Origin of the sequence: Sporosarcina aquimarina (assembly GCF_033253705.1) — a bacterium.
GTDB lineage: Bacteria > Bacillota > Bacilli > Bacillales_A > Planococcaceae > Sporosarcina > Sporosarcina aquimarina.
In genome coordinates this window covers 187,558-211,653 of sequence record NZ_JAUBDH010000002.1, presented here as the reverse complement: position 1 = coordinate 211,653, position 24,096 = coordinate 187,558, and the positions used below count along the sequence as shown (strand labels likewise).

The 24,096-nt window shown below is 40.7% G+C and carries 26 protein-coding genes and 1 riboswitch; of the genes, 23 read left to right on the top strand and 3 right to left on the bottom strand.

The window, feature by feature from the left end; genetic code table 11:
- Positions 1-3 precede the first annotated feature (3 nt).
- Entirely contained in the window at positions 4-531 is a 528-nt protein-coding gene (locus tag QT716_RS03670; RefSeq protein WP_317934542.1) for a YhcN/YlaJ family sporulation lipoprotein, read from the top strand.
- Positions 532-575: 44 nt separating this feature from the next.
- Here QT716_RS03670 and QT716_RS03665 read toward each other — a convergent pair whose 3' ends face one another.
- Entirely contained in the window at positions 576-1,670 is a 1,095-nt protein-coding gene (locus tag QT716_RS03665; RefSeq protein ID WP_317934540.1) for a branched-chain amino acid aminotransferase, read from the bottom strand.
- A gap of 196 nt (positions 1,671-1,866) precedes the next feature.
- Here QT716_RS03665 and QT716_RS03660 point away from each other — a divergent pair, with 196 nt between their 5' ends.
- The 3 genes from QT716_RS03660 to QT716_RS03650 all read left to right on the top strand — a co-directional run bounded on the left by QT716_RS03660 (position 1,867) and on the right by QT716_RS03650 (position 5,180).
- Positions 1,867-2,985, top strand: a complete 1,119-nt coding sequence (locus tag QT716_RS03660; RefSeq protein ID WP_317934539.1) for an NAD(P)/FAD-dependent oxidoreductase — start codon at positions 1,867-1,869, stop codon at positions 2,983-2,985.
- Between the two features lie 70 nt (positions 2,986-3,055).
- Positions 3,056-3,157: riboswitch (purine riboswitch) on the top strand.
- A 149-nt stretch (positions 3,158-3,306) separates the two neighbouring features.
- On the top strand, positions 3,307-3,891 hold the full coding sequence (locus tag QT716_RS03655) for a xanthine phosphoribosyltransferase (protein WP_317934537.1): 585 nt from the start codon (positions 3,307-3,309) through the stop codon (positions 3,889-3,891).
- Positions 3,888-5,180 carry a nucleobase:cation symporter-2 family protein gene (locus QT716_RS03650; RefSeq protein ID WP_317934535.1) on the top strand — a complete coding sequence of 431 codons (1,293 nt, stop codon included), beginning with the start codon at positions 3,888-3,890 and terminating at the stop codon, positions 5,178-5,180. Before QT716_RS03655 ends, QT716_RS03650 begins: the two co-directional genes overlap by 4 nt.
- Before the next feature lie 52 nt (positions 5,181-5,232).
- Here the strand turns inward: QT716_RS03650 and QT716_RS03645 are convergent, their stop codons facing one another.
- Positions 5,233-6,135, bottom strand: a complete 903-nt coding sequence (locus QT716_RS03645; RefSeq protein ID WP_317934533.1) for an aldo/keto reductase — start codon at positions 6,133-6,135, stop codon at positions 5,233-5,235.
- A 63-nt stretch (positions 6,136-6,198) separates the two neighbouring features.
- Here QT716_RS03645 and QT716_RS03640 point away from each other — a divergent pair, with 63 nt between their 5' ends.
- From QT716_RS03640 to QT716_RS03585, 12 genes are all read left to right on the top strand, one after another.
- On the top strand, positions 6,199-6,744 hold the full coding sequence (locus tag QT716_RS03640) for an NUDIX hydrolase (RefSeq protein WP_317934532.1): 546 nt from the start codon (positions 6,199-6,201) through the stop codon (positions 6,742-6,744).
- Between the two features lie 56 nt (positions 6,745-6,800).
- On the top strand, positions 6,801-7,316 hold the full coding sequence (locus QT716_RS03635; RefSeq protein ID WP_317934530.1) for a hypothetical protein: 516 nt from the start codon (positions 6,801-6,803) through the stop codon (positions 7,314-7,316).
- A gap of 83 nt (positions 7,317-7,399) precedes the next feature.
- Complete coding sequence (gene fur / locus QT716_RS03630) at positions 7,400-7,858, top strand: ferric iron uptake transcriptional regulator (RefSeq protein WP_317934529.1); 459 nt, start codon at positions 7,400-7,402, stop codon at positions 7,856-7,858.
- 141 nt (positions 7,859-7,999) lie between these two features.
- A complete protein-coding gene (gene xerD / locus QT716_RS03625; RefSeq protein ID WP_317934947.1) occupies positions 8,000-8,896 on the top strand; it encodes a site-specific tyrosine recombinase XerD in 897 nt (298 codons plus the stop codon).
- Positions 8,897-8,919: 23 nt separating this feature from the next.
- The gene (gene deoB / locus QT716_RS03620; protein WP_317934528.1) at positions 8,920-10,119 is read left to right on the top strand and encodes a phosphopentomutase; all 1,200 of its coding nucleotides are present in this window, start codon (positions 8,920-8,922) and stop codon (positions 10,117-10,119) included.
- A 5-nt stretch (positions 10,120-10,124) separates the two neighbouring features.
- The gene (locus QT716_RS03615; RefSeq protein WP_317934527.1) at positions 10,125-11,426 is read left to right on the top strand and encodes a pyrimidine-nucleoside phosphorylase; all 1,302 of its coding nucleotides are present in this window, start codon (positions 10,125-10,127) and stop codon (positions 11,424-11,426) included.
- Positions 11,427-11,644: 218 nt separating this feature from the next.
- Positions 11,645-11,998, top strand: a complete 354-nt coding sequence (locus tag QT716_RS03610) for an anti-sigma factor antagonist (RefSeq protein ID WP_317934525.1) — start codon at positions 11,645-11,647, stop codon at positions 11,996-11,998.
- A complete protein-coding gene (gene spoIIAB / locus QT716_RS03605) occupies positions 11,988-12,434 on the top strand; it encodes an anti-sigma F factor (RefSeq protein ID WP_317934523.1) in 447 nt (148 codons plus the stop codon). Before QT716_RS03610 ends, spoIIAB begins: the two co-directional genes overlap by 11 nt.
- A 3-nt stretch (positions 12,435-12,437) precedes the next feature.
- Positions 12,438-13,229, top strand: coding sequence for a SigF/SigG family RNA polymerase sporulation sigma factor (locus QT716_RS03600; RefSeq protein ID WP_317934522.1), 792 nt, complete (start codon positions 12,438-12,440; stop codon positions 13,227-13,229).
- Positions 13,230-14,678 carry a spore germination protein gene (locus QT716_RS03595; RefSeq protein WP_317934520.1) on the top strand — a complete coding sequence of 483 codons (1,449 nt, stop codon included), beginning with the start codon at positions 13,230-13,232 and terminating at the stop codon, positions 14,676-14,678. It abuts the gene before it with no gap.
- Positions 14,679-14,753: 75 nt separating this feature from the next.
- Positions 14,754-16,082: a diaminopimelate decarboxylase gene (gene lysA, locus QT716_RS03590; protein ID WP_317934518.1), complete on the top strand. Its 1,329-nt coding sequence runs from the start codon at positions 14,754-14,756 to the stop codon at positions 16,080-16,082.
- 180 nt (positions 16,083-16,262) lie between these two features.
- Positions 16,263-16,631, top strand: a complete 369-nt coding sequence (locus QT716_RS03585; protein ID WP_317934517.1) for a GNAT family N-acetyltransferase — start codon at positions 16,263-16,265, stop codon at positions 16,629-16,631.
- On the opposite strand, the gene QT716_RS03580 is transcribed toward QT716_RS03585, so the two are convergent.
- Positions 16,628-17,140 carry a DUF309 domain-containing protein gene (locus tag QT716_RS03580; protein WP_317934516.1) on the bottom strand — a complete coding sequence of 171 codons (513 nt, stop codon included), beginning with the start codon at positions 17,138-17,140 and terminating at the stop codon, positions 16,628-16,630. The two genes, QT716_RS03585 and QT716_RS03580, sit on opposite strands and share 4 nt — an antisense overlap.
- A 56-nt stretch (positions 17,141-17,196) precedes the next feature.
- On the opposite strand from QT716_RS03580, the gene QT716_RS03575 reads away from it, so the two are divergent.
- From QT716_RS03575 to ccsB, 7 genes are all read left to right on the top strand, one after another.
- Positions 17,197-17,958 carry a segregation/condensation protein A gene (locus QT716_RS03575; protein WP_317934515.1) on the top strand — a complete coding sequence of 254 codons (762 nt, stop codon included), beginning with the start codon at positions 17,197-17,199 and terminating at the stop codon, positions 17,956-17,958.
- Positions 17,951-18,556 carry an SMC-Scp complex subunit ScpB gene (gene scpB, locus QT716_RS03570; RefSeq protein ID WP_317934513.1) on the top strand — a complete coding sequence of 202 codons (606 nt, stop codon included), beginning with the start codon at positions 17,951-17,953 and terminating at the stop codon, positions 18,554-18,556. Before QT716_RS03575 ends, scpB begins: the two co-directional genes overlap by 8 nt.
- The gene (locus QT716_RS03565) at positions 18,553-19,560 is read left to right on the top strand and encodes a D-alanyl-D-alanine carboxypeptidase family protein (protein WP_317934512.1); all 1,008 of its coding nucleotides are present in this window, start codon (positions 18,553-18,555) and stop codon (positions 19,558-19,560) included. The genes scpB and QT716_RS03565 overlap by 4 nt, the downstream gene beginning before the upstream one ends.
- 222 nt (positions 19,561-19,782) lie before the next feature.
- A complete protein-coding gene (locus tag QT716_RS03560; protein ID WP_317934511.1) occupies positions 19,783-20,514 on the top strand; it encodes a pseudouridine synthase in 732 nt (243 codons plus the stop codon).
- A 124-nt stretch (positions 20,515-20,638) separates the two neighbouring features.
- The gene (resA, locus tag QT716_RS03555; protein ID WP_317934946.1) at positions 20,639-21,166 is read left to right on the top strand and encodes a thiol-disulfide oxidoreductase ResA; all 528 of its coding nucleotides are present in this window, start codon (positions 20,639-20,641) and stop codon (positions 21,164-21,166) included.
- A gap of 15 nt (positions 21,167-21,181) precedes the next feature.
- Positions 21,182-22,840 carry a cytochrome c biogenesis protein ResB gene (gene resB, locus QT716_RS03550; RefSeq protein WP_317934510.1) on the top strand — a complete coding sequence of 553 codons (1,659 nt, stop codon included), beginning with the start codon at positions 21,182-21,184 and terminating at the stop codon, positions 22,838-22,840.
- Complete coding sequence (gene ccsB, locus QT716_RS03545) at positions 22,840-24,024, top strand: c-type cytochrome biogenesis protein CcsB (RefSeq protein ID WP_317934509.1); 1,185 nt, start codon at positions 22,840-22,842, stop codon at positions 24,022-24,024. Before resB ends, ccsB begins: the two co-directional genes overlap by 1 nt.
- Positions 24,025-24,096 lie beyond the last annotated feature (72 nt).

Sequence of the window (24,096 nt, the reverse complement as noted above, 5' to 3'; positions counted from 1 at the left end):
ACAATGAAAAAAATATGGATGGTATTAGCTGCATGTCTTTTAATGCTTTCACTTGCTGCTTGCGGAAAAAAGGATAAAGACGTGACTACTGATCAAACGAATGATGCAGGCGTTGTTGAGGACAAAAATGATACGACAACTGATATGGATGGGACAGACGATGCCTCAGATGAGAACGCAGATGACAATGCTACAGAAGATAACACAGTGGAAAATGCAGAAGAAATGGCAGATGCTGTAGCAAGCTTAGAGGAAGTGGACCATGCAAATGTCCTTAAAATGGGTGATCGGGCGTATGTAGGAGCTACGCTTAAAGAGGGAACCAGTACTTCGAAAGAGTTAGAAGATAAAATTGCAGACAAAGCTAAAGAAGCAGGAACGGATACAGCCAAAGTATATGTATCCACAAATCCTGACTACACGAAACAAATTGATGAATACAGCGACAAAGTAAGAAGCGGTGAACCGGTGGAAGGATTGTTCGATGAAATCGGAGACGCCATGAAACGAATATTCCCCGATGCACATTAAAGTATAACCAAAAGACCCGACACATGATGTGTCGGGTCTTTTGGTTACTTGATTTCCTCATAAGTTGGAGAAAGAGAAGTTATCCAGTTGAGTGAATCTTCGTTTTCACCTGTTTGAATTTTAGTAAGCGCATCATACAACTTTTTAGATAACGCACCCGTAATACCATCGTTGATTCTCATGGTTTTACCATTCCAATTTAATTCACCAACAGGTGAGATAACTGCTGCAGTCCCTGTACCAAATACTTCCTCGAGCTTACCTGAATTGTGAGCTTCAGCTAGTTCATCCATTGAAACTTTCCGTTCCGTAACCGGTGTACCCCAATGAGCAAGTAACTCAATTATGGACTTACGAGTAATTCCCTCTAAAATACTGCCGTTGATGGCGGGAGTAACGACCTCACCGTCAATTTTAAAGAAGATATTCATGCTGCCTACTTCCTCGACGTACTTTCGTTCGACCCCATCAAGCCACATTACTTGTGAATAACCTTGAGAGCTGGCAGTTTCTTGTGCTTTTAATGCGGAAGCATAGTTCCCAGCGGTTTTTGCACCGCCAGTACCACCTTTTACAGCACGAACAAATTCGTTCTCGACTAATATTTTTACGGGATGAATCCCTTCTTCATAATAAGAACCAACGGGTGATAGAATAATGTAAAATTGATACGTAGTCGCAGGGGCAACTCCTAAAAATGCTTCTGTCGCAATTACAAATGGTCGAATGTAAAGTGAGTTACCTTCAAGTTTTGGAATCCATTCTTCTTCCACTTTTAGCAATTCCAACAGCCCTTCAAGCGCGTTAGCCTCATCTATCTGAGGCATACAAAGTCTATCTAACGATTGATTAAGCCGTCTGAAGTTTTCTTCTGGCCGGAATAACCGTATTGACTGGTCTTTACTGCGATAAGCTTTCAATCCTTCGAAAACAGTCTGACCATAATGAAAGACAATCGATGCTGGGTCTAGCGAGATGGGAGCATAAGGCGTAATACGAGCATTTTGCCAACCCATTCCTTTAACGTAATCTGCGACAAACATATGGTCTGTGAAATGTCTTCCGAAAACAAGGTTTTCTTCATTTGGTTTTTCTTTACGGGAATTAGTAAGGTTAATTTCAATCTTGGATGTCGTCATGGCTCTTTTCCCCTTTTCAGTTAAAAGTTTATTGAATTTAATATATCGAATACAGCAATTATACGCCATTATTTCGGAAATGAAAGAATTGTTTGTATTTTATTTCTATTACAGATTTGAAACCGGTTTCATTACCCGTGGTTTGAAAGATTCTGATGACGGATGTACACTGAGATAACAGAATGGAGGTAATTACATGGCACAAGTCGTAATTGTTGGTGCCGGTATTCTAGGTGCATCAGCAGCTTATGAATTAGCTAAACGCGGTGCTTCTGTTACTGTTATCGACAGCAATGAAGAAGGAAGCGCTACGAAAGCTGCTGCAGGTATTATATGTCCTTGGCTTTCACAACGCAGAAATCAGGACTGGTATCAGCTCGTACGTAATGGAGCAAAACATTATGGAACACTTATATCGGAACTAAGTGAGTTAGGCGAGACAGATACTGGTTATCGTAAAGTGGGAGCTATTAGTTTGTTTAATGATCAAAAAAAACTTGAAAAAGCCTACGAACGTGCACATATACGAAAAGAACACGCACCTGAAATCGGTGAAATTCAACTATTAGATGAAGAACAAACTAAGCAGTATTATCCTCTGATTACCGATGGATTTCAATCCATATACATATCAGGAGCTGCACGCGTAGACGGTAGACAGCTTCAGTCAGCTTTAATACGCTCTGCTAAGCACTATGGAGCAGTTTTCGTCGAGGGCTATGCTGGAATTTCTAAGAATGAAAACGATGATATAATGGTCACATGCAAAGACCAGCATTACACTGCTGACAAAATCATTTTTGCAACAGGAGCATGGTCTTCGCAATTAGAATCCTTAGGAATTAAACTTAATATAAGAGGTCAAAAGGCACAAATTATACACATGGATCCACATGACAAGAGAAGTGCAGACTGGCCAGTAGTAATTCCTCCAGGTGACCAATACTTACTTTCACTTAATGATGGAAGAGTTATCGCAGGTGCAACTCATGAAGACGAGGATGTATTTCAACTCTCAGTAACGGTCGGTGGAGTTCAAGAGGTTATAACAAAAGCGTTACATGTTGCTGAAGGGTTGAGAAATGCGGAACTAATTGAAATCAGAACTGGTGTCAGGCCATTCACTCCAGGTTTTCTACCAGTTATCGGTGCTTTGCCCGGCGCTCCTTCTATTGTAGTTGCTAATGGCTTGGGAGCATCTGGACTGACGGCAGGTCCTTATTTAGGGAAGTTGCTAGCGCAGCTTTGTATGGAGGAGAAAACGGAAATCGATTTGGCTCCTTATGCATTAGCTCAAGCGATCGAGCCTTTGTAGAAGAATCCGCTTACATTTTTAGATTAAAGAACTAGCACTTGTTTTCTCCGATAACCGTGCTATACTAAAGTCAAAATCGAATATATTCACTCATATAATAGCGGGAATATGGCCCGCAAGTATCTACCGGTTTGCCGTAAACAAACTGACTATGAGGGCAATGGACTTGTGGTGCTCTGTCGTGTGAAGACAGACCACTGCTCGTTTTACATCTGGTGATTGTTAAGCCGTGATGATCTTTGCTCCCTTCATAGATATGATTGGATGCGCGGATTATACGGCTTTTTTGTATTTCCGCCATATCATTGAGGAGGAATTGTAATGAAATTGTTAAAAGATAAGATTATGGAAGAAGGAAATGTTTTACCGGGGAACGTGTTGAAAGTCGATTCGTTTTTGAATCATCAAATCGATGCGGCACTTATGCAAGCTGTTGGAAATGAATTCGCTGAGTTGTTTGCAGATGCGGGGATTACAAAAATTTTGACGCTTGAATCTTCAGGAATTGCTCCTTCTGTTATGGCGGCTCTTCAACTAAAAGTACCTGTAGTATTTGCGCGGAAGCGGAAGTCATTGACACAAAACAGCAATTTATACAGCGCATCTGTTTACTCCTATACAAAACAGGAGTCAAATGAGATTTCTGTTTCTGAAGCCCATCTTTCTTCTAATGATACATTATTAATTATTGATGATTTTCTGGCAAATGGACAGGCAGTTCTTGGTTTGTTAGAAATAGCAGAGCAGGCAGGTGCATCAACTGCTGGAGTAGGCATTGTAATTGAAAAAGGTTTCCAGCCAGGCGGTGCAATGTTAAGAGAAAAAGGTCTTCGGGTAGAATCACTAGCAATTATTGAGTCTTTAGATAACCAGCAAATCGCCTTCAAGGAGGCTGTCGAACGATGAAAACGACACTGCTAGGAATCCAACATTTGTTAGCCATGTATGCCGGCGCAGTACTCGTTCCGCTAATTGTCGGCGGAGCAATCGGACTTACATCCACACAACTCACATATCTCGTGTCAGTAGATATATTAATGTGTGGTGTGGCAACTCTCTTACAAATAATGACGAATAAATATTTCGGAATTGGACTCCCTGTTGTGCTTGGTTGTACGTTCACAGCTGTAGGGCCGATGATTGCAATCGGAAGCTCATTTGGCTTGTCCGCAATTTATGGGTCAGTAATTGCTTCAGGAGTCATTATAGTCATCATTAGTGGATTCTTCGGTAAGCTAGTTCGGTTTTTCCCGCCTGTAGTAACAGGATCGGTAGTAACAATTATTGGAATCACTCTTATTCCTGTAGCAATTACGAATATGGGTGGAGGACAAGGTTCTGCTGACTTCGGGTCTTTATCGAATATTTTATTATCATTTGGTACACTGGCATTCATCGTGCTTGTGTATAGATTTTCTACAGGATTCCTAAAAGCTATTGCAATTCTTTTAGGAATGGGTGCTGGAACAATTGCAGCGATGTTTATGGGAGTTGTTGATTTCTCTTCAGTTGGGGAAGCTTCATTATTCCATGTGGCCCAGCCATTTTTCATTGCAACACCTACTTTCCATTGGCAGCCTATTTTGACAATGACGATCGTTGCTATGGTTTCGTTAGTAGAGTCGACGGGTGTGTATTTTGCACTTGGTGACATTTGCGAGAAAGAAATCGATCACAAAGATTTGGAGAAAGGGTATCGCTCTGAAGGGCTTGCATCCGTACTTGGCGGTATTTTCAACGCTTTCCCTTATACAACATTTTCACAAAACGTCGGACTTATCCAAATGTCTGGAGTGAAATCGAGAAAAGTATTAGTAATTACGGCAGGTATGTTAATAGGGCTTGGTTTTATGCCAAAGGTTGCTGCTATCGCCACGGTGATTCCGAATGCAGTGCTGGGCGGAGCAATGGTCGCTATGTTTGGTATGGTAGTTTCGCAGGGAATTAAAATGCTCAGCACGGTTGTTGTCACTTCACAAGACAATGCGATGATCATTGCGTGTTCCGTCGGGATAGGGCTAGGGGTTTCAGTAGTTCCTGAGCTATTTGCGAAACTTCCTGAAGGGTTACAGCTTTTAACAAGTAATGGAATTGTAGCAGGTAGTATAACAGCAATTTCTCTAAATATCATGTTCAACATGCTGCCAAAAAGAAAAAGTAAGAAGGCTGTCGTGTTAACTGAACAAGAAGCATAAAAAGAGAGGTGGGGAGCCCCACTCTCTCTTTTATTTTTGGTGAAAACTGCCTTTACACACGATGCTGCTCGTATTGGTCCAGTTTTAGAAATTGAGTAAGAGCATGTAATTCTTCTTGACCAATAGACATATTATAAGCTTGTATGGAGTCAGTTAGTTGTTGGTTTGTCCTAGCACCGACCAAAGTTGTTGCGACAGACTGGTTCTGAAGACAGAAGTGAATAGCTGCAGCATGAAGTTGCGATGTATTAGACATTAGATTTTCTACAATTTTATAGAGTTCGCTTTGATTGTAGGATACGAAGGATTGAGTGTTCTTTGCTCGTTCCAGTCCTTCTGCGGTTAAGAGTCCTTTAGCGAGCGTACCGCGAACTATTACCGATGCGTTGTGCTCGGAAATCTTGGTAAACCATTCTTCGGGACGGCGATCGAGCATATTATATTGCATCATGATTGAAACTGCATTGCTTTTTTGTAGAAAGCGTTTAATGACATTCGGTCTAATCGATGAGATACCATATTGTCTTATGATGCCTTCATCTTTGAGTCTTTCAAACGCTTCAATCACTTCATCCGCGTTGTCCTCCATTGTCCCGCCATGCAGCTGGTACAAGTCAATATAATCAGTTTCTAGACGCTTAAGACTTGCTTTGACACCGTCCATGATGTGTTCTTTTGAAGCATCCCAATGCCAAGTATTACCGTCGGGGTTCATTTTGTTTCCAACTTTTGTCGCAAGAATGATTTCTTCTCTTCTGTTTCGGATTGCATGACCTACAAGTGCTTCATTTGCGCCGCCATCATATAAGTCAGCTGTATCAAAAAACGTTATTCCGGCATCAAGTGCAGCAGATACGACATTATCAACTTCATTTCGTTCAGCAGGCAGCGACATGCAGCCAAGGCCAAGCTCAGAGACTTGGATACCGCTTTTTCCTAATTCTCGTTTCTTCATCCAAACACCTCCATTAACCTCATGGTATACTGGACTAAACAAGAAAGAAAGCAGGAGATGGCGATGGAGAACTTTAATGAGAAAACTGTAACAAGTGAAACGCTTTACTGCGGCAAGATTATTGAGCTTCGGGTGGATGAAGTTCAATTACCAGACGGGAAGCTGGCAAAACGTGAGCTTGTCAAACATCCTGGTGCAGTTGCAGTCATTGCAATTACAGACGAAGGGAAGCTTGTATTGGTCGAGCAATTTAGAAAAGCACTGGAACGAACCATTGTTGAAATTCCAGCTGGCAAAATTGAACCAAATGAAGATCCAAAACAAACAGCAATTCGAGAACTTGAGGAAGAAACAGGATACCGAGCGAACGAATTTACATACATACAGTCTTTTTCTACTTCGCCGGGATTTGCGGATGAAGTGATTCATCTCTATCTTGCAAAGTCGTTGGAAAAAGTAGAAAATCCAGCTGCAGGCGATGAGGATGAATTTATAAATCTTCATGAATGCACAATTTCAGAAGCAGAAGAAATGATGAACGATGGTCGTATTTATGATGCGAAAACAGCTTTTGCTGTACTTTATGTAAAACAACTAACTATAAAATGAACTAAATTACAACGGACAAGCATAGAGTAGTACAAACTATTCGGAGGTGCTTCTCTATGGTTCGTTCATTATCATTTATCCAGCTTTTCATCATTTTAGCAGTGGGTTACATAGGTGGTGTATTGCTCTACCGAGGTATTCCGAACGCGGATTTCAGCGCGATAGTGGGGCTTTATGATAGTCGTGTCACATCGAATGACTCAGCTTCATTGCTTTTGCAACTGACAACGGTACTTTCGTTTTTTCTTGTTGCTTTTGTTTTTTCAATATCGAAGAGAACAAGATTTCTAGTTATGTTGGTTGGTGCATTTAAAAGTGCATTATTTGGATTAGCATCAGCCCATATTCTTGCAGGCGGCATAAATATGTTAGCTTATACAGGTTGGTGGTTTCCATTTAAGCTCACGGCAACATTTATCGTATTATTCTTTTGTTGGACACTATCACCACCTTTTTTCACGCGAAAATCGCAAAAACGTCCGTACAATGTGAAGCTATTGATAGTTCTGGTAGGTTTAGCGCTCGCCATTTTCTTTGTTGATAAAATCGTATATAGTTTGTTGGGAGTTTAAGCGCGCTATAAGACGGTTTCCTTTCTATTGTCATAACGAATGGCGGTTTGCTATAATAGAATCATTCTTGAGGGGGGCGTCCTATGGAAAGCCGAATTGAACGCATAAAAAAGCAACTGCATGGGGCCAGCTATAAATTGACGCCTCAACGAGAAGCTACAGTTATGGTGTTGTTAGAAAACGAAGCAGATCATTTAAGCGCAGAAGACGTATTCTTGCTTGTAAAAGAAAAAGCCCCAGAAATTGGTCTGGCTACAGTTTATAGAACACTAGAATTGTTAACTGAATTGAAAGTCGTAAACAAAATTAATTTTGGAGATGGCGTTGCTCGATATGATTTACGTCAAGAAGGAGCTGCAAGGTTCCATCATCATTTAATTTGTATTGAATGCGGAGCGGTCGATGAAATTCAAGAGGATCTTCTCGGTGAGGTAGAAAAAGTCGTAGAAAAACGATTTGGATTTACAGTCAAAGATCATTGGCTCACCTTCCATGGAATTTGCAAACGATGCAAATCTGAGGGAGATACAAAAGGGAAGTGAAAGAGGACGGCAGCATGCTGTCCTCTTTTAGCATTTTACTATTTTCTAAGGTTACCCAGCCGGTGTTAAAAGTACAATGCCGTATGCAGTAAAGGAGGGAAGGTGTCTATTGGAGATTGGTCCATTAGACAGCCGCTACACATGTCGGATATGCAATTCGCTTTGCAAGATTACTTGCATTTTTTAAAAGTCGAACGGCAGCTTGCAGATAATACAATCTCTTCTTATAAACGGGACTTATCATCCTATACTAATTGGCTGTCTACTCACTCTTCGGAAGAGAAAGCAGTGGATCAGCAACTAATTACAAGTTACTTACATGAGTTAAAAGACCAAGGCAAGTCATCCAGGACTATCTCACGATATATCTCATCCATCCGTTCTTTCCATCAGTTTATGTTGAGAGACAAGATTTTAGATACTGATCCGACCGTTCACTTAGAACTTCCTAAACTTGAGAAGAAATTACCACGGGTACTTTCGATTTCAGAAATAGACAAAGTGATTCAGGCAGCCGGTACTGTAACGCCTCAGCATATTCGTGATACTGCAATGCTTGAACTGTTATATGGAACCGGAATGAGGGTAAGTGAGCTAATAGGAATGAATGTTGAGGACATTAACTTAACGATGGGCTTCGTTCGAGTTTTCGGCAAGGGAAGTAAAGAACGAATTATTCCTTTAGGGAATAGTGCTGTGAAAGCGTGTACAAGATATATTGAAGAGGTCCGTCCCGAGTTTGTTTCTTCTTCATTACACGAAAAAGCTCTCTTTTTAAATGTTAGGGGGGGCCGTTTAACTCGTCAAAGTATATGGAGTCTATTACAAGCTGTATCAAAAAAAGCAGAGCTGACTCTACAATTGACACCACATATGCTGCGACATTCTTTTGCGACACACTTGGTTGAAAATGGAGCTGATTTACGCGCCGTGCAAGAAATGCTCGGTCACGCAGACATTTCGACTACTCAAATTTATACGCACGTTAGCAAAACACGGTTGAAAGATGTTTACAGTCAATTTCATCCGAGAGCATAACTAAACTTTAGGAGGCACTACAATTGGACATTCAAACATTTAAAAGAATACATTTAATCGTTTTAGATTCTGTTGGTATAGGAGAAGCACCTGACGCTCATCTTTTTGGTGATGAAGGAGCAGACACACTCGGTCACATTGGAGAGCATATGGACAATGGACTTCACATGCCGAACTTAGCCCGTATGGGTCTATCCAATATTAAAAAGATAAAAGGTATCCCTGAAGAACAAGCACCTATAGCACTTTATGGGAAAATGCAGGAAGCATCCGTAGGTAAGGACACGATGACGGGACATTGGGAAATGATGGGTCTTAATATCGATAAGCCGTTTAAAGTCTATCCAAACGGTTTCCCTGAAGAACTGATTAATGAATTAGAAAAACGAACAGGCCGTAAAGTGATTTGTAATGAGCCAGCAAGCGGGACGGCGGTAATTGAAGAATACGGGAAGGAGCACATGGAGACAGGTGCTTTGATCGTTTATACATCTGCAGATCCCGTTCTTCAAATTGCGGCTCACGAAGATATTATTCCCATTGAAGAGCAATACCGTATATGTGAAATTGCCCGAGAGCTTACACTTCAACCCGAATTCCTGGTTGGCCGAATTATTGCCCGTCCATTCATTGGTGAACCAGGCAGTTTTGTTCGCACATCAAATCGTCACGATTATGCACTTAAACCGTTTTCGCCAACAGTCATGAATGCAATACAAGATATTGACAAAGATGTTGTAGCGGTAGGCAAAATCTCGGATATCTTTAACAATGAAGGTGTAACAAAGGCTGTCCGTACGAAAAGTAACATGGATGGTGTCGACAAATTACTGATTGAGATGGATTTAGATTTTGAAGGGTTAAGTTTTACAAATCTAGTCGACTTCGATGCGCTTTTTGGACACCGTCGTGATCCAGAAGGATACGGTAAGGCTTTAGAAGAGTTTGACGCTCGTATGCCTGAAATCATGAGTAAGTTACGTAATGATGATTTGCTTATGATTACAGCAGATCACGGGAATGATCCAATTCATGAAGGGACGGACCATACTCGTGAGTTTGTTCCTTTGCTCGTTTTTTCTCCAAGTTTCACGAGTGGCGGGACACTGCCGTTAAGAAAAACATTTGCAGATATTGGTGCAACAATTGCGGAGAACTTCAATGCTGAAGCACCTGAGTTCGGAGAAAGTTTCCTTCAATCATTACTTGAAAAGGTACGGTGATTCAAATGAGAATGGTAGATGTTATTCAGAAGAAACGAGATGGTGAAGCGTTATCGAAAGAAGAAATTGAATTCTTCGTAGATGGTTATACAGACGGATCCATTCGCGATTACCAAGCCAGCGCGTTTTTAATGGCGACATATTTTTCAGATATGAATGCAGAAGAACAAGGTTATTTAACAATGGCGATGGCGAACTCTGGTGACCAAATCGATTTATCCGCAATAGAAGGTATTAAAGTAGACAAACATTCTACAGGCGGTGTAGGTGATACCACTACGTTGATTCTTGCGCCCTTAGTTGCAGCTTGCGGTGTGCCTGTTGCGAAAATGAGCGGCAGAGGTCTAGGACATACGGGGGGAACACTGGATAAGCTGGAAGCGATCGAAGGTTTTCACGTCGAAATAACTGAAAAAGAATTTGTAAAGCAAGTTAACGACCTAAAACTAGCTGTAATCGGCCAAAGTGGAAACCTTACACCGGCAGACAAAAAGTTGTATGCGTTACGGGACGTAACTGCAACAGTTGACAGCATTCCACTGATTGCGAGTTCTATTATGAGTAAGAAAATTGCCGCTGGAGCGGATGCCATCGTTTTAGATGTAAAAACAGGTGACGGAGCATTCATGAAAACACCAGAGGATGCAGAAGAGCTTGCCCGGTCAATGGTTGCAATTGGCAACGAGGTAGGCAGGCATACCATTGCGGTAATTTCCGACATGAGTCAGCCGCTTGGGTTTGCGATTGGTAATGCACTTGAAGTGAAAGAAGCCATCGAAACGCTAAAGGGGACAGGTCCTGATGATCTGACAGAACTGTGCTTGGTTCTTGGTAGTAAGATGTTAATCGCTGGCGGGAAAGCTAAAGATACAAATGATGCAAGAAGTCAGTTAAAAAGAGTAATTGAAGACGGCTCCGCATTAGAGTTGTTTGGTCAATTTCTTCAAGCACAGGGTGGAAATGCTGACATTGTGAAGAATCCTGATCTACTGCCAAACGCTGCCTTTCAAATAGAAGTGAAGTCAACAACAACGGGTTTCATCACTAAAATGGAAGCAGATGAAATCGGCGTTGCTGCAATGCTTCTTGGTGCGGGCAGAGCGACTAAAGAAGATGATATTGACCTGGCGGTTGGAATCGTTTTGAAGAAGAAGATTGGAGATTCCGTGAAATCTGGCGAAACACTTGCGATTGTGCATTCCAATCAACCAGAAATAGTAAAGACGGAAAGTATGTTATTGAAACATATTCACATATCTCAGCACAAACCGAAAAGACCAAAACTTATTCATAAAATACTGGATTGATTAACTACCTCTTAATAAAGCATCATTCATGAGTCGAATGAATGATGCTTTTTTTATTTTTCAAAAATTCTTGTCTAATTCTTGTGATATCCGTGCAGACTAACCGCAAGTTCTGATGTCGTTTCTTGAAACGTTAACACTAGTTATGACTAGTTTTGTCACGAAGAAGGAATCCTTATTCTCTATGTGGAATAGTTGGCGAGAAGGAGGGATTAACGGTGACAGATATAGCGATAACAGATACTGGAATCATTGTTGTTACATTACGTGGTGAATTAGGTAATCACGAAGCAAATCGTATAAGAACACAAATTTCATCGGAAATCTTTAGTGGAAAAGTACATGCAGTTATTTGGGACCTCTCGTTCCTTAGTTTTATGGACAGTTCAGGAATTGGTTTGATTTTAGGGAGAATGCGCGATCTGGTTCCTCAAAATGGTGAAACACTCATACTGAATCCTTCTGCAACAATGGAGAAGATTTTTCAGTTTTCGGGGCTGGGGACTGTGGTGAGACATTGTAGCGTAGAAAAAGCTATAGGTGAAATCGGAGGGGTTTTACATGAACAATGAGATGACATTGTCATTTGTCGCAATTGAAGAAAACGAAGCATTAGCCAGAATGACGATGACGTGTTTCATTACACCTTTAGATCCGACGATTGAAGAACTATCTGAATTCAAAACTATTGTTTCTGAAGCTGTGACAAATGCTATTATTCATGGCTATGACTGTGATGGTAAAAGTGAAGTAACCATTCATGCCAAAATTGAAGACAGCAAAGTGACTATGACGGTCAAAGACGAAGGAAATGGAATTTTCGATGTTAACCAGGCAATGGAACCTATGTTTACAACCAAACCTCTGTTAGAAAGATCCGGAATGGGTTTTACTATAATGGAGAGTTTTGCGGATAGGGTCTCTGTTGAATCTGAAATCGGACAAGGAACCGTTGTACGATTTGAAAAAACATTTTCTCCGGTCGCGGAAAAAAGCAGAATGAGGTGACCTATGGAAATGTCTGTTGAAAAAAATGGAGCACTTCTAACACAAGAGGAGATGCGCATGCTGATTCAACAGTCTCAAGCCGGCGATAAAGAATCCCGCAGACGTATGGTGGAAGGTAATACACGCCTCGTTTGGTCAATCGTTCAGCGGTTCGCATCGCGCGGTGCAGACTTGGAGGATCTGTTTCAAATCGGCTGCATTGGTCTCATGAAATCGATTGATAAATTTGACTTGTCCTATGAAGTGAAGTTTTCTACGTACGCAGTGCCTATGATTGTGGGAGAAATTCAAAGGTTTCTAAGAGATGATGGAATGGTGAAAGTAAGCCGGTCGATTCGTGAACTTAGTTTCAAGATTAGGCATGCTACAGATAGTTATGTAAAAGAGCATGGAACTTCACCTTCTATATCTGAACTCGCAGAAACACTGGAAGTCACGGTAGATGAAATTATTCTTGCGTCAGATGCCTTACGGGATCCTGCTTCGCTTCATGAGCAATTATATGACAGTGACGGAGATAGTTTGACGCTGATGGATCAGTTGAAAGATGACCGTTCCACAAGGTTATTTGATCATATCCCTTTAAGGGATGTTGTTTCGAAACTGAACAAAAGAGATCAGACCATTATTTACATGCGATACTATTTAGATTGTACACAAAGTGACATTGCGGAACGAATTGGAATTTCGCAAGTACAAGTATCTCGATTAGAAAAGAAAATTCTAGCCCAGCTGAAAACGTGGATGGGCGCGACTGTAGAAGAAAAGTTGGATAAAGCGAGGGCTGATCGATAAATGAATCCATTATTTACATCTAAGACTGAGGCGGAAGCGTGGTTTGTCGATAAGTTTGGAACGGGCGAAACGTTTGATGCCGTCACACGAGCTATTCATTTATGGGAAATGCCAGTACTTTTACTGTATATTAATGGACTTGTGGATGGACAAACAATCACAACGTTATTAACAGAAATGCAAGATGCTGAAACAGGAGATGAGTCTTCTCACCATTCAGGTGAGAAGCTTCTCACCTACTTCCCTTATCACGCTGTAGAACAGCCAAAAAGCAAAGAAGAATTTTTAACATCCATTTTAAGCGGTCTCGCAGGATTCGTAACAGATGATGGTTTTACGTTCCTCATAGACATACGCAGTTATCCGGGCAGACAGCCAGAAGAACCTGACAATGAAAAAGTAATCCGTGGCGCACGGGATGGATTTACAGAAAATATTCTCCAGAATACGACATTGATTCGAAGAAGATTAAGGACGCCGAATTTAAAATTCGAAATGCATAAAGTTTCAGCTGTAGGCAAGACGGATGTGGCGATTGCCTATATAAAGGGAGCAGCCAATGAAGAAATGCTGGACGGAATTCGTAAAAGAATCGATGAAATTGAAACAGACGGACTAACCATGACAGATAAGTCACTAGAAGAGTATCTTTTTAAACAAAGATATAATCCGATGCCATTTGTCCGTTACACAGAAAGACCCGACATTTGCGCAGCAAACCTATTAGAAGGACGCATTGCCATCATTGTCGATACATCTCCATCTGCTATCCTCGTGCCTACTACTATCTTCGATCATTTACAACATGCTGAAGAATACCGACAAACACCTTTTATCGGGACGTTCATCCGAATGATTCGAATGATAGGTTCGATATTTAGTCTTCTTTTGCTGCCGTTTTGGTATCTAATCTCAACAAAAACGCAACACATTCCACAATTCATGTCCTACATCGGTCCGGATGATCCTGGTGCCGTTCCGTTATTTGTCCAATTGTTACTTGCTGATTTAGGAATAGAAGTGCTGCGAATGGCAGCCATTCACACACCAACCCCGATGACAACCGCCATGGGACTTGTTGCGGCCATTGTTATTGGACAAGTAGCAATTGACGTTGGCTTATTTACGCCAGAAGTGGTTTTATACGTCGCAGTCAGCGCCATGCTTACGTTTGCAATCCCTTCATATGAATTGAGTATCACAACGAAGGTATTCAGGATTTCTTTGCTGATTGGTGCAGCAGTTGCTGGAGCACCAGGGTTTTTCATTATACTTGCATTGCTGTTCTTCTACTTGAGTTCAATGAAACCATTAAATGTGCCATATTTATGGCCGGCGCTTCCATTCTTTCCAAAAGCGATGGTTCGTGTACTTTTACGCCGACCGATGACAGAAGATGGGCCAAGACCGTTTATTGTAGACTCTCCTAATCGTGATCGAATGCCGTAAACAATTGCCTGTCCTCAAAACTTATGATAAATTTGTCCTTAGACAAATCGGGATTATGAGAGTGAGGCGTAAGCAATGGAATTGTACGGAACTCAAACTGTAAACGAAAAAGGTCATTTAGTAATTGGCGGAGTTGACGCTGTAGATATTGCACACGTCTATGGTACACCCGTCGTTGTTTACGATACAAAATTGTTTAGAAAAAGAGCAGCAGATTTCCGGCAATCATTTGAAAAAAATGGAATGAAAGCGCAAGTTGCTTATGCTAGCAAAGCTTTTTCTTCTATCGCTATCTATGAGCTTGCGGCGGAGGAAGGATTATCACTGGACGTCGTCTCTGGCGGGGAATTATTCACTGCCGTTAAAGCGGATTTTCCAAGAGAGCGAATTCATTTCCATGGGAATAACAAAAGTTACATGGAATTAAACTATGCATTTGATGAAAATATTGGCTGTATTGTAGTAGATAATTTTTTAGAACTTTCGATGGTAAAAGAAATCGCTTTAACAAGAAAACAGAATATGAATATTTTGCTAAGGGTAACCCCTGGAATTGAAGCACACACACATGAATTTATTACTACGGGACAAGAGGATTCTAAATTCGGTTTTGACTTGAAAAATGGTCAGGCGGATGAAGCATTTGAGCTTGCGCACGATGTTCCCTATTTACAATTGCTCGGTCTCCATTGTCATATTGGATCTCAAATTTTTGAGGCGGATGCATTTAACCATGCTGCAGAAACTCTAATGGAAAAAATGCAAGTATGGAAAGAGAGTCATTCGTTCATTTGTACGGTGTTGAATTTAGGTGGAGGATTTGGAATTCGTTATACAGAAGAAGACGAACCGTTAGAGCCGTCACAATATGTTGAAGAAATGGGTAAGGTCGTTTTCGACCTGGCTAAGCGCTGGAATTATCCACTGCCGGAAATTTGGATAGAGCCCGGAAGATCACTTGTCGGAGATGCTGGAACTACACTTTACACAGCAGGCAGTGAAAAAGAAGTACCAGGTGTGCGCACTTATGTCGCAGTCGATGGAGGAATGTCAGATAACATCAGACCAGCACTTTATGATGCTAAATATACTGCGGCTATCGCAAACAAGATGTTAAGTCCACGCGATACAACGATAACAATCGCCGGGAAATGCTGCGAGTCTGGTGACAAGTTAATTGTAGATGCAGTAGTTGCTAGTGTTTCTGAAGGGGATTTAGTAGCTATATTTTGTACGGGAGCCTATACGTACTCCATGGCAGGGAATTATAACAGACTTCCAAGACCCGCAGTGATATTTGCAGAAGATGGCGACCATCAACTTGTTATTCGAAGAGAAACATACGAAGACATTACTCGTTTAGATCTTTCTCTGCACCAGAAGGTGAGGAAAGAGTCGAAATGAAAAAAAGAAATTTGATTTTGTTTTTGGTCATTGTAATTGGCGCATTAGTTTGGGGGGCAATTTACTGGTATTTTGTGGTGCCAGTAATTGACCCCCGATAAAGTGAGAGTTGAAAAATAGTTATTTTTCTTGTAATATTGTCATTCAGCAGAAGTAAACGTTAAAGAAGAAGGGATACCGATGAAACTTGTTCGTTATAAGAAAACGTATCACAAAATAGCGATGGGATTTCTTTCATACAGTTCCGGCGAACAACCTGTCAAACAACTTCAAGAAACAATGGCCCGCTATGAAACAGATGACAGCTGGGAAATGTATTTAGTAAAGGAACAAGAGGATCTCATTGGAATTGTTGGTGCTGAAGTTGAAGATCATTCTTTCACCGTTCAGCATTTATCTATAAATCCTTCATTTCGAGGCGAGGGAATAGGCACTGAGATGTTGGCGAAACTTCAAGAAGAATTTCCAGACAAAACTCCCTATGGGAATGAATATACGGAAGCATTTGTAAGTAAATGTGTCCTAGAGGAAGCAAGAGCGGAACGCTAACGTCCGCTCTTCTTCTTTTCGTTGCGAAGTTTTAGAATATCACTTCTATCCCGAAGCATATGCTTATGAATAACCTCGTCACTGCCATGAGTAAGTAAAGGGAGGTTTTGTTGGGTGACCTGCACTAATTCAGATAGCCGATCAGAATTATATTCAATCTTCATCTTACGAAAGCTTTCTTTACGCATAATTGCAGAACGAGCGCATTCGATATCGTGCACTAGCTTTTTGAAATCTACTTTTTCTTTATACTCAAAAAAAGTGGAGTCGATTGAAAGAAACCGCTGCAATGATTTGTCAATGGTGCGGTATGCGCCTTCTAAGTTTCCCCTTCTCCAATGATACATACCTGTAGAGAGTAAAATGTAAGCGGTAAGAGGATGAGATTTTGCATATCCTGGAATCGTTTTCCAGTATTCTTCTAATACTTCATGACCCTCAAAGTAATCTTGATTGCCATTGAAATAAACAAGGAACTCAACGAAGAGCGGATGATAATAAGGATGCATAACATTACTCCTTTTTAAAAATTCATGTACTTAGAACAGAAAAGGTGAACGTAAAAATGTCTTATAATGTGAAATTAGAAGCATTTGAAGGTCCTTTAGATCTTTTACTGCATTTAATCAATCGATTGGAAATCGATATATATGATATTCCAATGGCTCAGTTGACGAACCAATACATAGAACACTTACATGCTATGCGTGTACTTGAGCTAGATGAACTTAGCGAATACTTAGTACTTGCTGCTACACTAATTGAAATTAAAAGCAAAATGCTGCTGCCTATACATGAAAGTGATGTATACGATGATGATGGCCAAGAGCTCGATTTTGAAGAAGATCCGCGTGATGAGCTCATTGCCCGCATTCTTGAATACAAGAAATATAAAGAAGCGGCCGTTCAGCTGAAAGAAGCAGCCGAAGAGCGTTCTGTTCACTATACGAAACCACCATCTGAAATGGAAGCGTTTGGTGTTATTCCTGTAAAAGATACAGGAGATGAGCTGAATGCATTTGATTTAATAGGTGCATTTCAGCGTATGCTTCAACGTAAAAGACTAAAAGCGCCTATGTCTGCAAGTATAGCAAATAACGAAATATCTGTTAGTGAAAAGATGGATGAAATCATGAAAAGAGTTGAACGAAACGGCGGCACATGTGATTTCGATGAATTATTTGATGAAGGAGATGTAAGTGAGTTAGTCGTGACTTTTTTGTCGATACTAGAACTGATGAAACGTAGTGATATTACTGTAGAACAACTGGGGAATTTCGACAGGTTATTGATTCGAATGCAAATGGAGGAACCATCTTATGAATGATGTTGCACACTTATCTGCTATGGTTGAAAGTTTTCTGTTCGTTGCTGGCGAGGAAGGACTTTCATTAAAACAATTAGCTGCACTTTCCGTGTGTACGGAAGGGGAAGTGTCGGAAGCGATAGAGAACCTTTTAACAGGTTATGAAGAAAGAAAAACAAGTGGAATCACATTGCGGCAGTACAGCGGTGTTTATCAGCTCGTTACAAAAGCAGAATTTGCTGAAGATGTAAAACGTCTTTTCGAGAATCCTCCTTCAAAAATGATGACGCAGGCAGCACTAGAAGTGCTTGCAATTATCGCATACAAACAGCCGGTCACTCGTGTCGAAGTAGACGATGTCCGCGGGGTTAAATCCGAGCGGGCGATCCAAACACTTGCTTCCAAAGGATTCATAATGGAAAAAGGACGTTTGGAAGCGAGTGGACGCCCAATTCTTTATGCAACCACGCCTTACTTTTTGGACCGATTTGGTTTGAACTCATTAGAAGATTTACCGCCATTACTACAAGAGATGGAAGAGGACGAAGATACAGATCTATTTTTGACAAAGTTCCAAGATGTATTAGAAGCTCAGGAAGAAGGAGGAAATAGTGTTTGAAAAAGGTACTGGCTATAATTATGCTATGTGCTTCACTTGTAATGACGCCATGGGCTGAAACATCAGCAGCGGGAGTGAATTCATCGTGGGCAGTTATTGATGCTGATACAGGCAGACTGCTTGACGGGGATAATCCACACGAACAGTTGCCAATTGCCAGCTTAACAAAGATTTGGACTGCTTTAACTTTCATAGAGGCCGATGTGGAACAAAAGAATACTGTGATTTCACAGGAAGCAGCTTCTGCTGAAGGATCTTCTATCTATTTAGAACCCGGCAGTAAAGTCTCCAGTACAGAACTGCTTTATGGACTCATGCTGCGTTCAGGAAATGACGCTGCAGCGGCGTTAGCTGAGCATGCAGGCGGCTCACAAGACGGGTTTGTAAAAATGATGAATGAGCAAGCGACGTTATATGGACTGAAAGATACACATTTCACTAATCCATCAGGTCTGCATAATGAGACCCATTTGTCGACTGCGTATGAGACAGCCATGATGCTTTACTTTGGGATGAAAAACAAAGAATTTAAAAAAATAGCTTCTACAAAGACATACAAACGGCGCGGTGAAAATTCTGGTGTATGGGAAAACAAACATCGGCTGATCACTTCAAAAACAGATGCAGTCGCTGGAAAAACGGGTTTTACTAAAGCAGCAGGAAGAACACTTGCAACTTATTTCGAAAAAGATGGCAAAAAGGTAATCGTCGTAACGCTAAATAACGGAAATGATTGGAACATTCATAAGTCACTCGCAGCAGATGTTTTTCAAAACTATAATCTAATGACTGTTGCAAAAAAAGGTAAGTATTCGCTTTTACCAGGGGTTACAGCTAAATTAAATAAACCAATTAAGTTGTTGCTCAAACAAGAAGAGAAGAGTAAAGTAAGTTCAGTGATGAAGATCCCAAGAATCCAAACGCAATCAGCTGAAGGTCAATGGACGGTTTCGCTAGACAACGAACCGCTCGTAACAACTTTGGTTCAAATAAGCCGTGAGTAAAGAGGGATTCTTGAGAACGTTAAATAGCCCTATTTAAGCAGAGGACTACTAACAGCCTCTGCTTTTTGCTTGAATGAAAATATAGCAGACTGAACATACTATTAAAATAGATAGTTGAATGGAAGAAGCTATCCGTAATTATAAGGGTATTTCAGACGGTCTCCTTTTCATTTGCATTGAAATGTGACATAATTTTTGAGACTGAAGAATGAGGTGACGGAAATGGAAAGACTACAAAAAGTATTGGCTCGTGCGGGTGTTGCATCTCGAAGAAAAGCTGAGGGGTTGATCCTCGAAGGTAAAGTTAAAGTAAATGGAACCGTTGTTACGGAGCTGGGAACGAAAGTGTCAGGTTCAGATAGAATAGAGGTAGAAGGCATTCAAGTTGTAAAAGAGACATTCGTCTACTACTTGCTATATAAACCTAGAGGTTATATATCTACGGTCCATGATGAAAAAGGAAGAAAAACAGTTTTGGATCTATTACCTGGGGTTGAACAGCGAATTTTCCCTGTGGGCCGTTTAGATTATGATACATCTGGCGTAATTATCATGACAAACGATGGTGACTTTTCATATACCATGACACATCCGAAATTTGGTATCCGAAAACAGTACATCGCAAAAGTAAAAGGGATTCCTACACGTGAGGCATTGAAAAAGCTTGAAAAGGGAATTGAGTTAGAAGATGGTCTAACTGCCCCAGCCCATGTGAAGATGCGTTCTATGGATAAAAAAACACAAACTGCCCTAGTTGAAATTACGATTTCTGAAGGGAAAAACCGTCAAGTGCGCCGTATGTTTGATGCAATTGGCTGTCCTGTTGTGAAATTACGCAGAGAATCCTTTGCATCACTTACAACAACAGGGTTAAATGCAGGAGAAGCGCGCGAATTGACAACACACGAAGTAAAGCAATTGAGAGTTCTAGCTGAAACAGGTAAAATTGGCTGATTTAAGGCGGTTTGTTCACAAAACGATCACGAAAGACGGCAATTAAAAAACTCATCTTTGCTATAATTGAGGGTGCTATGTAGGAAACCAAGTACTAATGTTAGGAGGTAGCGAGGTGGCTAAGATGGATAAGAAGAAGAAGCGCCTATACATCAGGGGAGCGATCTTGCTGATTCTGGCGGCTGCCATTGTTTTTGCACTTACTTCGAAAAAAGAAACAAAAGTGCTTGCTGTTGGAGATAAAGCACCGAACTTCGAACTACAAGATATGGACGGGAAGAAAGTTAAACTTTCTGATTATGAAGGACAAGGTGTTTTGTTAAACTTCTGGGGGACATGGTGCCCGCCGTGTAAAAAGGAAATGCCTTATATCGAAAAACACTTTAAAGAATTCACGAACAAAGGTGTACAAGTGTTATCTGTGAATATCGGGGAATCGCATTTCAAAGTAGACACATTTATCAAACAGTATGGGCTGACATTCCCTGTATTGATAGACAAAAATAAAAGCGTCAGTCGAAATAGTTATAATGTAGTTCCACTTCCGACTACGATGCTTATTGATAAAAATGGGGTCATTCAAGAGATTGTTACACGAGAATTGAGCGAAGCTGAAATAGTGTCGCTCATGGAGAGCATTCAACCCGAATAAGGAGCATGGTATCCAATGAGCAAAATTAAATGCCAGTGCGGTCACGAAAATCCATTCGGGACCGTACTTTGTGAAAAGTGTGGTCGTCCACAAACAGATGAGGCACAGAAAAGTGAAATGGTCGATATGCGTTATGAGGGATCTGCCAGACGTTCACAAACGTATAAGAAGTCAATAATTGATAAGATTTGGAACTTCTTTTCAAGCGTTAAAATCGGTGTAAGTATTATCATTGCTGTTTTATCTACTTCGGCAATTGGAACGATTTTCCCGCAAAAATTTTATGTTCCAGTGAGTGGAAATGATCCATCGGAGTATTTAGCTTATTACGAGCGATTATACGGGACTGCAGGAAAGCTATACTATCAACTTGGCTTTTACGATATGTATGACAGCTGGTGGTTTAAGATTTTGATAGGTATGCTTGGAACTTCGATTATTATTGCGAGTTTGGACCGCGTTATTCCGCTGTATAAGTCATTAAAAAAACAACGGACAAAGCGTCATCCATCATTTATGAAACGTCAAAGAGTTTTTGGTCAGGATCATATTGAAGATGCCGATGAATCTCTTGAGAAAGCAGAAAAAGCATTAAAAGATTTACATTATAACGTTAAAGTAGAAGACGGTGCAATTCTTGCGGAAAAGAATCGTTTTGGTCGTTGGGGCCCATATGTAAACCACGCGGGACTAATCATTTTCTTACTAGGTGTGTTAATGCGTGGAATACCAGGGTTTTATGTAGATGAAACCATGTGGATCCGTGAAGGGGAAACCCGTGAAATTCCGGGTGCTCCAGGATATTTGCTTGAAAATGTCGACTTCTCCGTTGAGACATATTCCAAGGACGAGGCAGGAAAAGTTTTTGGTGAAGCAATTGAGAAAAATGGATCTATCGTGAAAGAATTTAAGTCTGACGTAAAACTATATAAAGAAAAAGAGGGCTCTCTCCCTGGTTCTTCAGACGTCGAATTTGTTAAAGAATATCCTATTATTGTTAATAAGCCCTTAAAATTTGATGGATATAGTATATTCCAAATGGATTATCAAACCGACGAGTTGAAATCGATGACCTTTAACTTAGTTAACAAAAAGACAGAAGAATCGTTTGGGGAATTCACAATTGATTTAAATGACCCCGCCGATTCTTACGATCTTGGGAATGGTTCATCAATAGAACTTATGGAGTATTATGCGGATTATGATGGAATTGTCGATGGAGAACCTACATCCAAATCACCAATCCCGAATAACCCGGCATTTATATTCAATATGAAGACGCCAGATCACCCTGAAGGTGAAAAAAGTTTTGTGGCAATTCGTCAAACTTTAGAAGTTGAGCCAAATGATTATGAGGCTAAATTCCAATCTGCCGAGACACGGGATGCATCTGGTTTAACGATACGTAAGGATAAAACACTTTACATTCTTTTGCTGGGCGGAATTGTCTTCATGATAGGAGTTATTCAAGGTTCTTATTGGCAGCATCGAAGAATTTGGATTCAAAAAGGTACAAATTCTGAAATGCTAATTGCTGCGCATACTAACAAGAACTGGTTTACACTTAAAAAAGACATAGACACAGTTAAAGAAGTAGCTGCACTTCCAGCGTATACGGATAAGCAGGATAAGGATGCAGTGACTGATACGGTGATGGAAGGAGATACAAACTAATGGATTATGCAGCGTTGAGCGCTAACTTGCTCTTAGTAGCATTTATTGCTTATCTAGTCGGGACGTTCTTTTTCGGAGGAGCAGTCAAAAGCTCTAAAACAGAAAAAACATACAAAGATAGCATGTGGGGGAAAATCGGAATTGTTGTCACAATCGTTGGGTTCATCTCTCAACTAGGTTATTTTATTACTCGATGGATCGCAGCAGGACATGCTCCTGTTAGTAACATGTTTGAATTTACAACAGCATTCAGTATGATGCTCGTAGGTGCTTTTATTTTGATTTTCTTCATCTATAAAACACCATCACTAGGATTGTTTGCACTTCCGATTGCAATTGTAATTATTGCTTATGCGAGTATGTTCCCTAGAGAAATCACGCCGTTGATTCCGGCATTGAAGAGTTATTGGCTTACGGTACACGTAATTACAGCTGCAATTGGTGAATCGATTTTGGCGATCAGTGCTGTGGCAGGGTTGATTTATCTAGCAAAGAACGTCGACTTAACTAAGAAATCTAAAGAACGATTCTGGTTAGAGGCAGTTATGTTTACTTTGATTTTAGTTGTAGGATTCGTTGTTTCTTCTACGGCATTCAGCCTATCTGGATATGAAGCTGATTTTACGTATGTTGATAAAAACGGGAAAGCGTCCGAAATCACATACAACTATCCGCCATTGTTCGGTATGAGTGAATACGAACAAGTGACAACAGACACAATGAAACCATGGGCAGAAATGCCAGCGATTGTAAATGCAAAGACACTTACAACATTCGTTTGGTCTTTCGCATCTGGAGTTGTTCTCTACGTGTTACTCCGATTGATTTTCAGAAAACCTGTTGCAGCTCTTCTGCAGCCTTTTGCTAAAAGAGCTAATTCGCAACTAATGGATGAAATCGGATATCGTTCTGTACTTATTGGATTCCCAGTATTTACTCTAGGAGCGCTCATCTTCGCTATGATCTGGGCACATGAAGCATGGTCAAGATTCTGGGGATGGGATCCAAAAGAAGTATGGGCTCTTATTACGTGGCTTTTCTATGCAGCATTTTTACACCTTCGACTATCTCAAGGTTGGGAAGGCAAAAAGTCAGCGTGGCTGGCTGTAGCAGGTTTTGTAATCATCATGTTCAACCTAGTTGCAGTTAACTTAATTATCGCGGGTCTACACTCGTACGCATAAGAAAACTGTGCAGCTTAATTCGCTGCACAGTTTTTTTATATCCAATGTCTAAACAAGGATTTTTTTAATATT

What these genes read in the sequence shown, in the direction of transcription:
- QT716_RS03670 (WP_317934542.1), top strand. Translation starts at nt 4, where the DNA reads ATGAAAAAAATATGGATGGTATTAGCTGCATGTCTTTTAATGCTTTCA.
- QT716_RS03665 (WP_317934540.1), bottom strand. Translation starts at nt 1,670, where the DNA reads ATGACGACATCCAAGATTGAAATTAACCTTACTAATTCCCGTAAAGAA.
- QT716_RS03660 (WP_317934539.1), top strand. Translation starts at nt 1,867, where the DNA reads ATGGCACAAGTCGTAATTGTTGGTGCCGGTATTCTAGGTGCATCAGCA.
- QT716_RS03655 (WP_317934537.1), top strand. Translation starts at nt 3,307, where the DNA reads ATGAAATTGTTAAAAGATAAGATTATGGAAGAAGGAAATGTTTTACCG.
- QT716_RS03650 (WP_317934535.1), top strand. Translation starts at nt 3,888, where the DNA reads ATGAAAACGACACTGCTAGGAATCCAACATTTGTTAGCCATGTATGCC.
- QT716_RS03645 (WP_317934533.1), bottom strand. Translation starts at nt 6,135, where the DNA reads ATGAAGAAACGAGAATTAGGAAAAAGCGGTATCCAAGTCTCTGAGCTT.
- QT716_RS03640 (WP_317934532.1), top strand. Translation starts at nt 6,199, where the DNA reads ATGGAGAACTTTAATGAGAAAACTGTAACAAGTGAAACGCTTTACTGC.
- QT716_RS03635 (WP_317934530.1), top strand. Translation starts at nt 6,801, where the DNA reads ATGGTTCGTTCATTATCATTTATCCAGCTTTTCATCATTTTAGCAGTG.
- fur (WP_317934529.1), top strand. Translation starts at nt 7,400, where the DNA reads ATGGAAAGCCGAATTGAACGCATAAAAAAGCAACTGCATGGGGCCAGC.
- xerD (WP_317934947.1), top strand. Translation starts at nt 8,000, where the DNA reads ATGTCGGATATGCAATTCGCTTTGCAAGATTACTTGCATTTTTTAAAA.
- QT716_RS03615 (WP_317934527.1), top strand. Translation starts at nt 10,125, where the DNA reads ATGAGAATGGTAGATGTTATTCAGAAGAAACGAGATGGTGAAGCGTTA.
- spoIIAB (WP_317934523.1), top strand. Translation starts at nt 11,988, where the DNA reads ATGAACAATGAGATGACATTGTCATTTGTCGCAATTGAAGAAAACGAA.
- QT716_RS03600 (WP_317934522.1), top strand. Translation starts at nt 12,438, where the DNA reads ATGGAAATGTCTGTTGAAAAAAATGGAGCACTTCTAACACAAGAGGAG.
- QT716_RS03595 (WP_317934520.1), top strand. Translation starts at nt 13,230, where the DNA reads ATGAATCCATTATTTACATCTAAGACTGAGGCGGAAGCGTGGTTTGTC.
- lysA (WP_317934518.1), top strand. Translation starts at nt 14,754, where the DNA reads ATGGAATTGTACGGAACTCAAACTGTAAACGAAAAAGGTCATTTAGTA.
- QT716_RS03585 (WP_317934517.1), top strand. Translation starts at nt 16,263, where the DNA reads ATGAAACTTGTTCGTTATAAGAAAACGTATCACAAAATAGCGATGGGA.
- QT716_RS03580 (WP_317934516.1), bottom strand. Translation starts at nt 17,140, where the DNA reads ATGCATCCTTATTATCATCCGCTCTTCGTTGAGTTCCTTGTTTATTTC.
- QT716_RS03575 (WP_317934515.1), top strand. Translation starts at nt 17,197, where the DNA reads ATGTCTTATAATGTGAAATTAGAAGCATTTGAAGGTCCTTTAGATCTT.
- scpB (WP_317934513.1), top strand. Translation starts at nt 17,951, where the DNA reads ATGAATGATGTTGCACACTTATCTGCTATGGTTGAAAGTTTTCTGTTC.
- QT716_RS03560 (WP_317934511.1), top strand. Translation starts at nt 19,783, where the DNA reads ATGGAAAGACTACAAAAAGTATTGGCTCGTGCGGGTGTTGCATCTCGA.
- resA (WP_317934946.1), top strand. Translation starts at nt 20,639, where the DNA reads ATGGATAAGAAGAAGAAGCGCCTATACATCAGGGGAGCGATCTTGCTG.
- resB (WP_317934510.1), top strand. Translation starts at nt 21,182, where the DNA reads ATGAGCAAAATTAAATGCCAGTGCGGTCACGAAAATCCATTCGGGACC.
- ccsB (WP_317934509.1), top strand. Translation starts at nt 22,840, where the DNA reads ATGGATTATGCAGCGTTGAGCGCTAACTTGCTCTTAGTAGCATTTATT.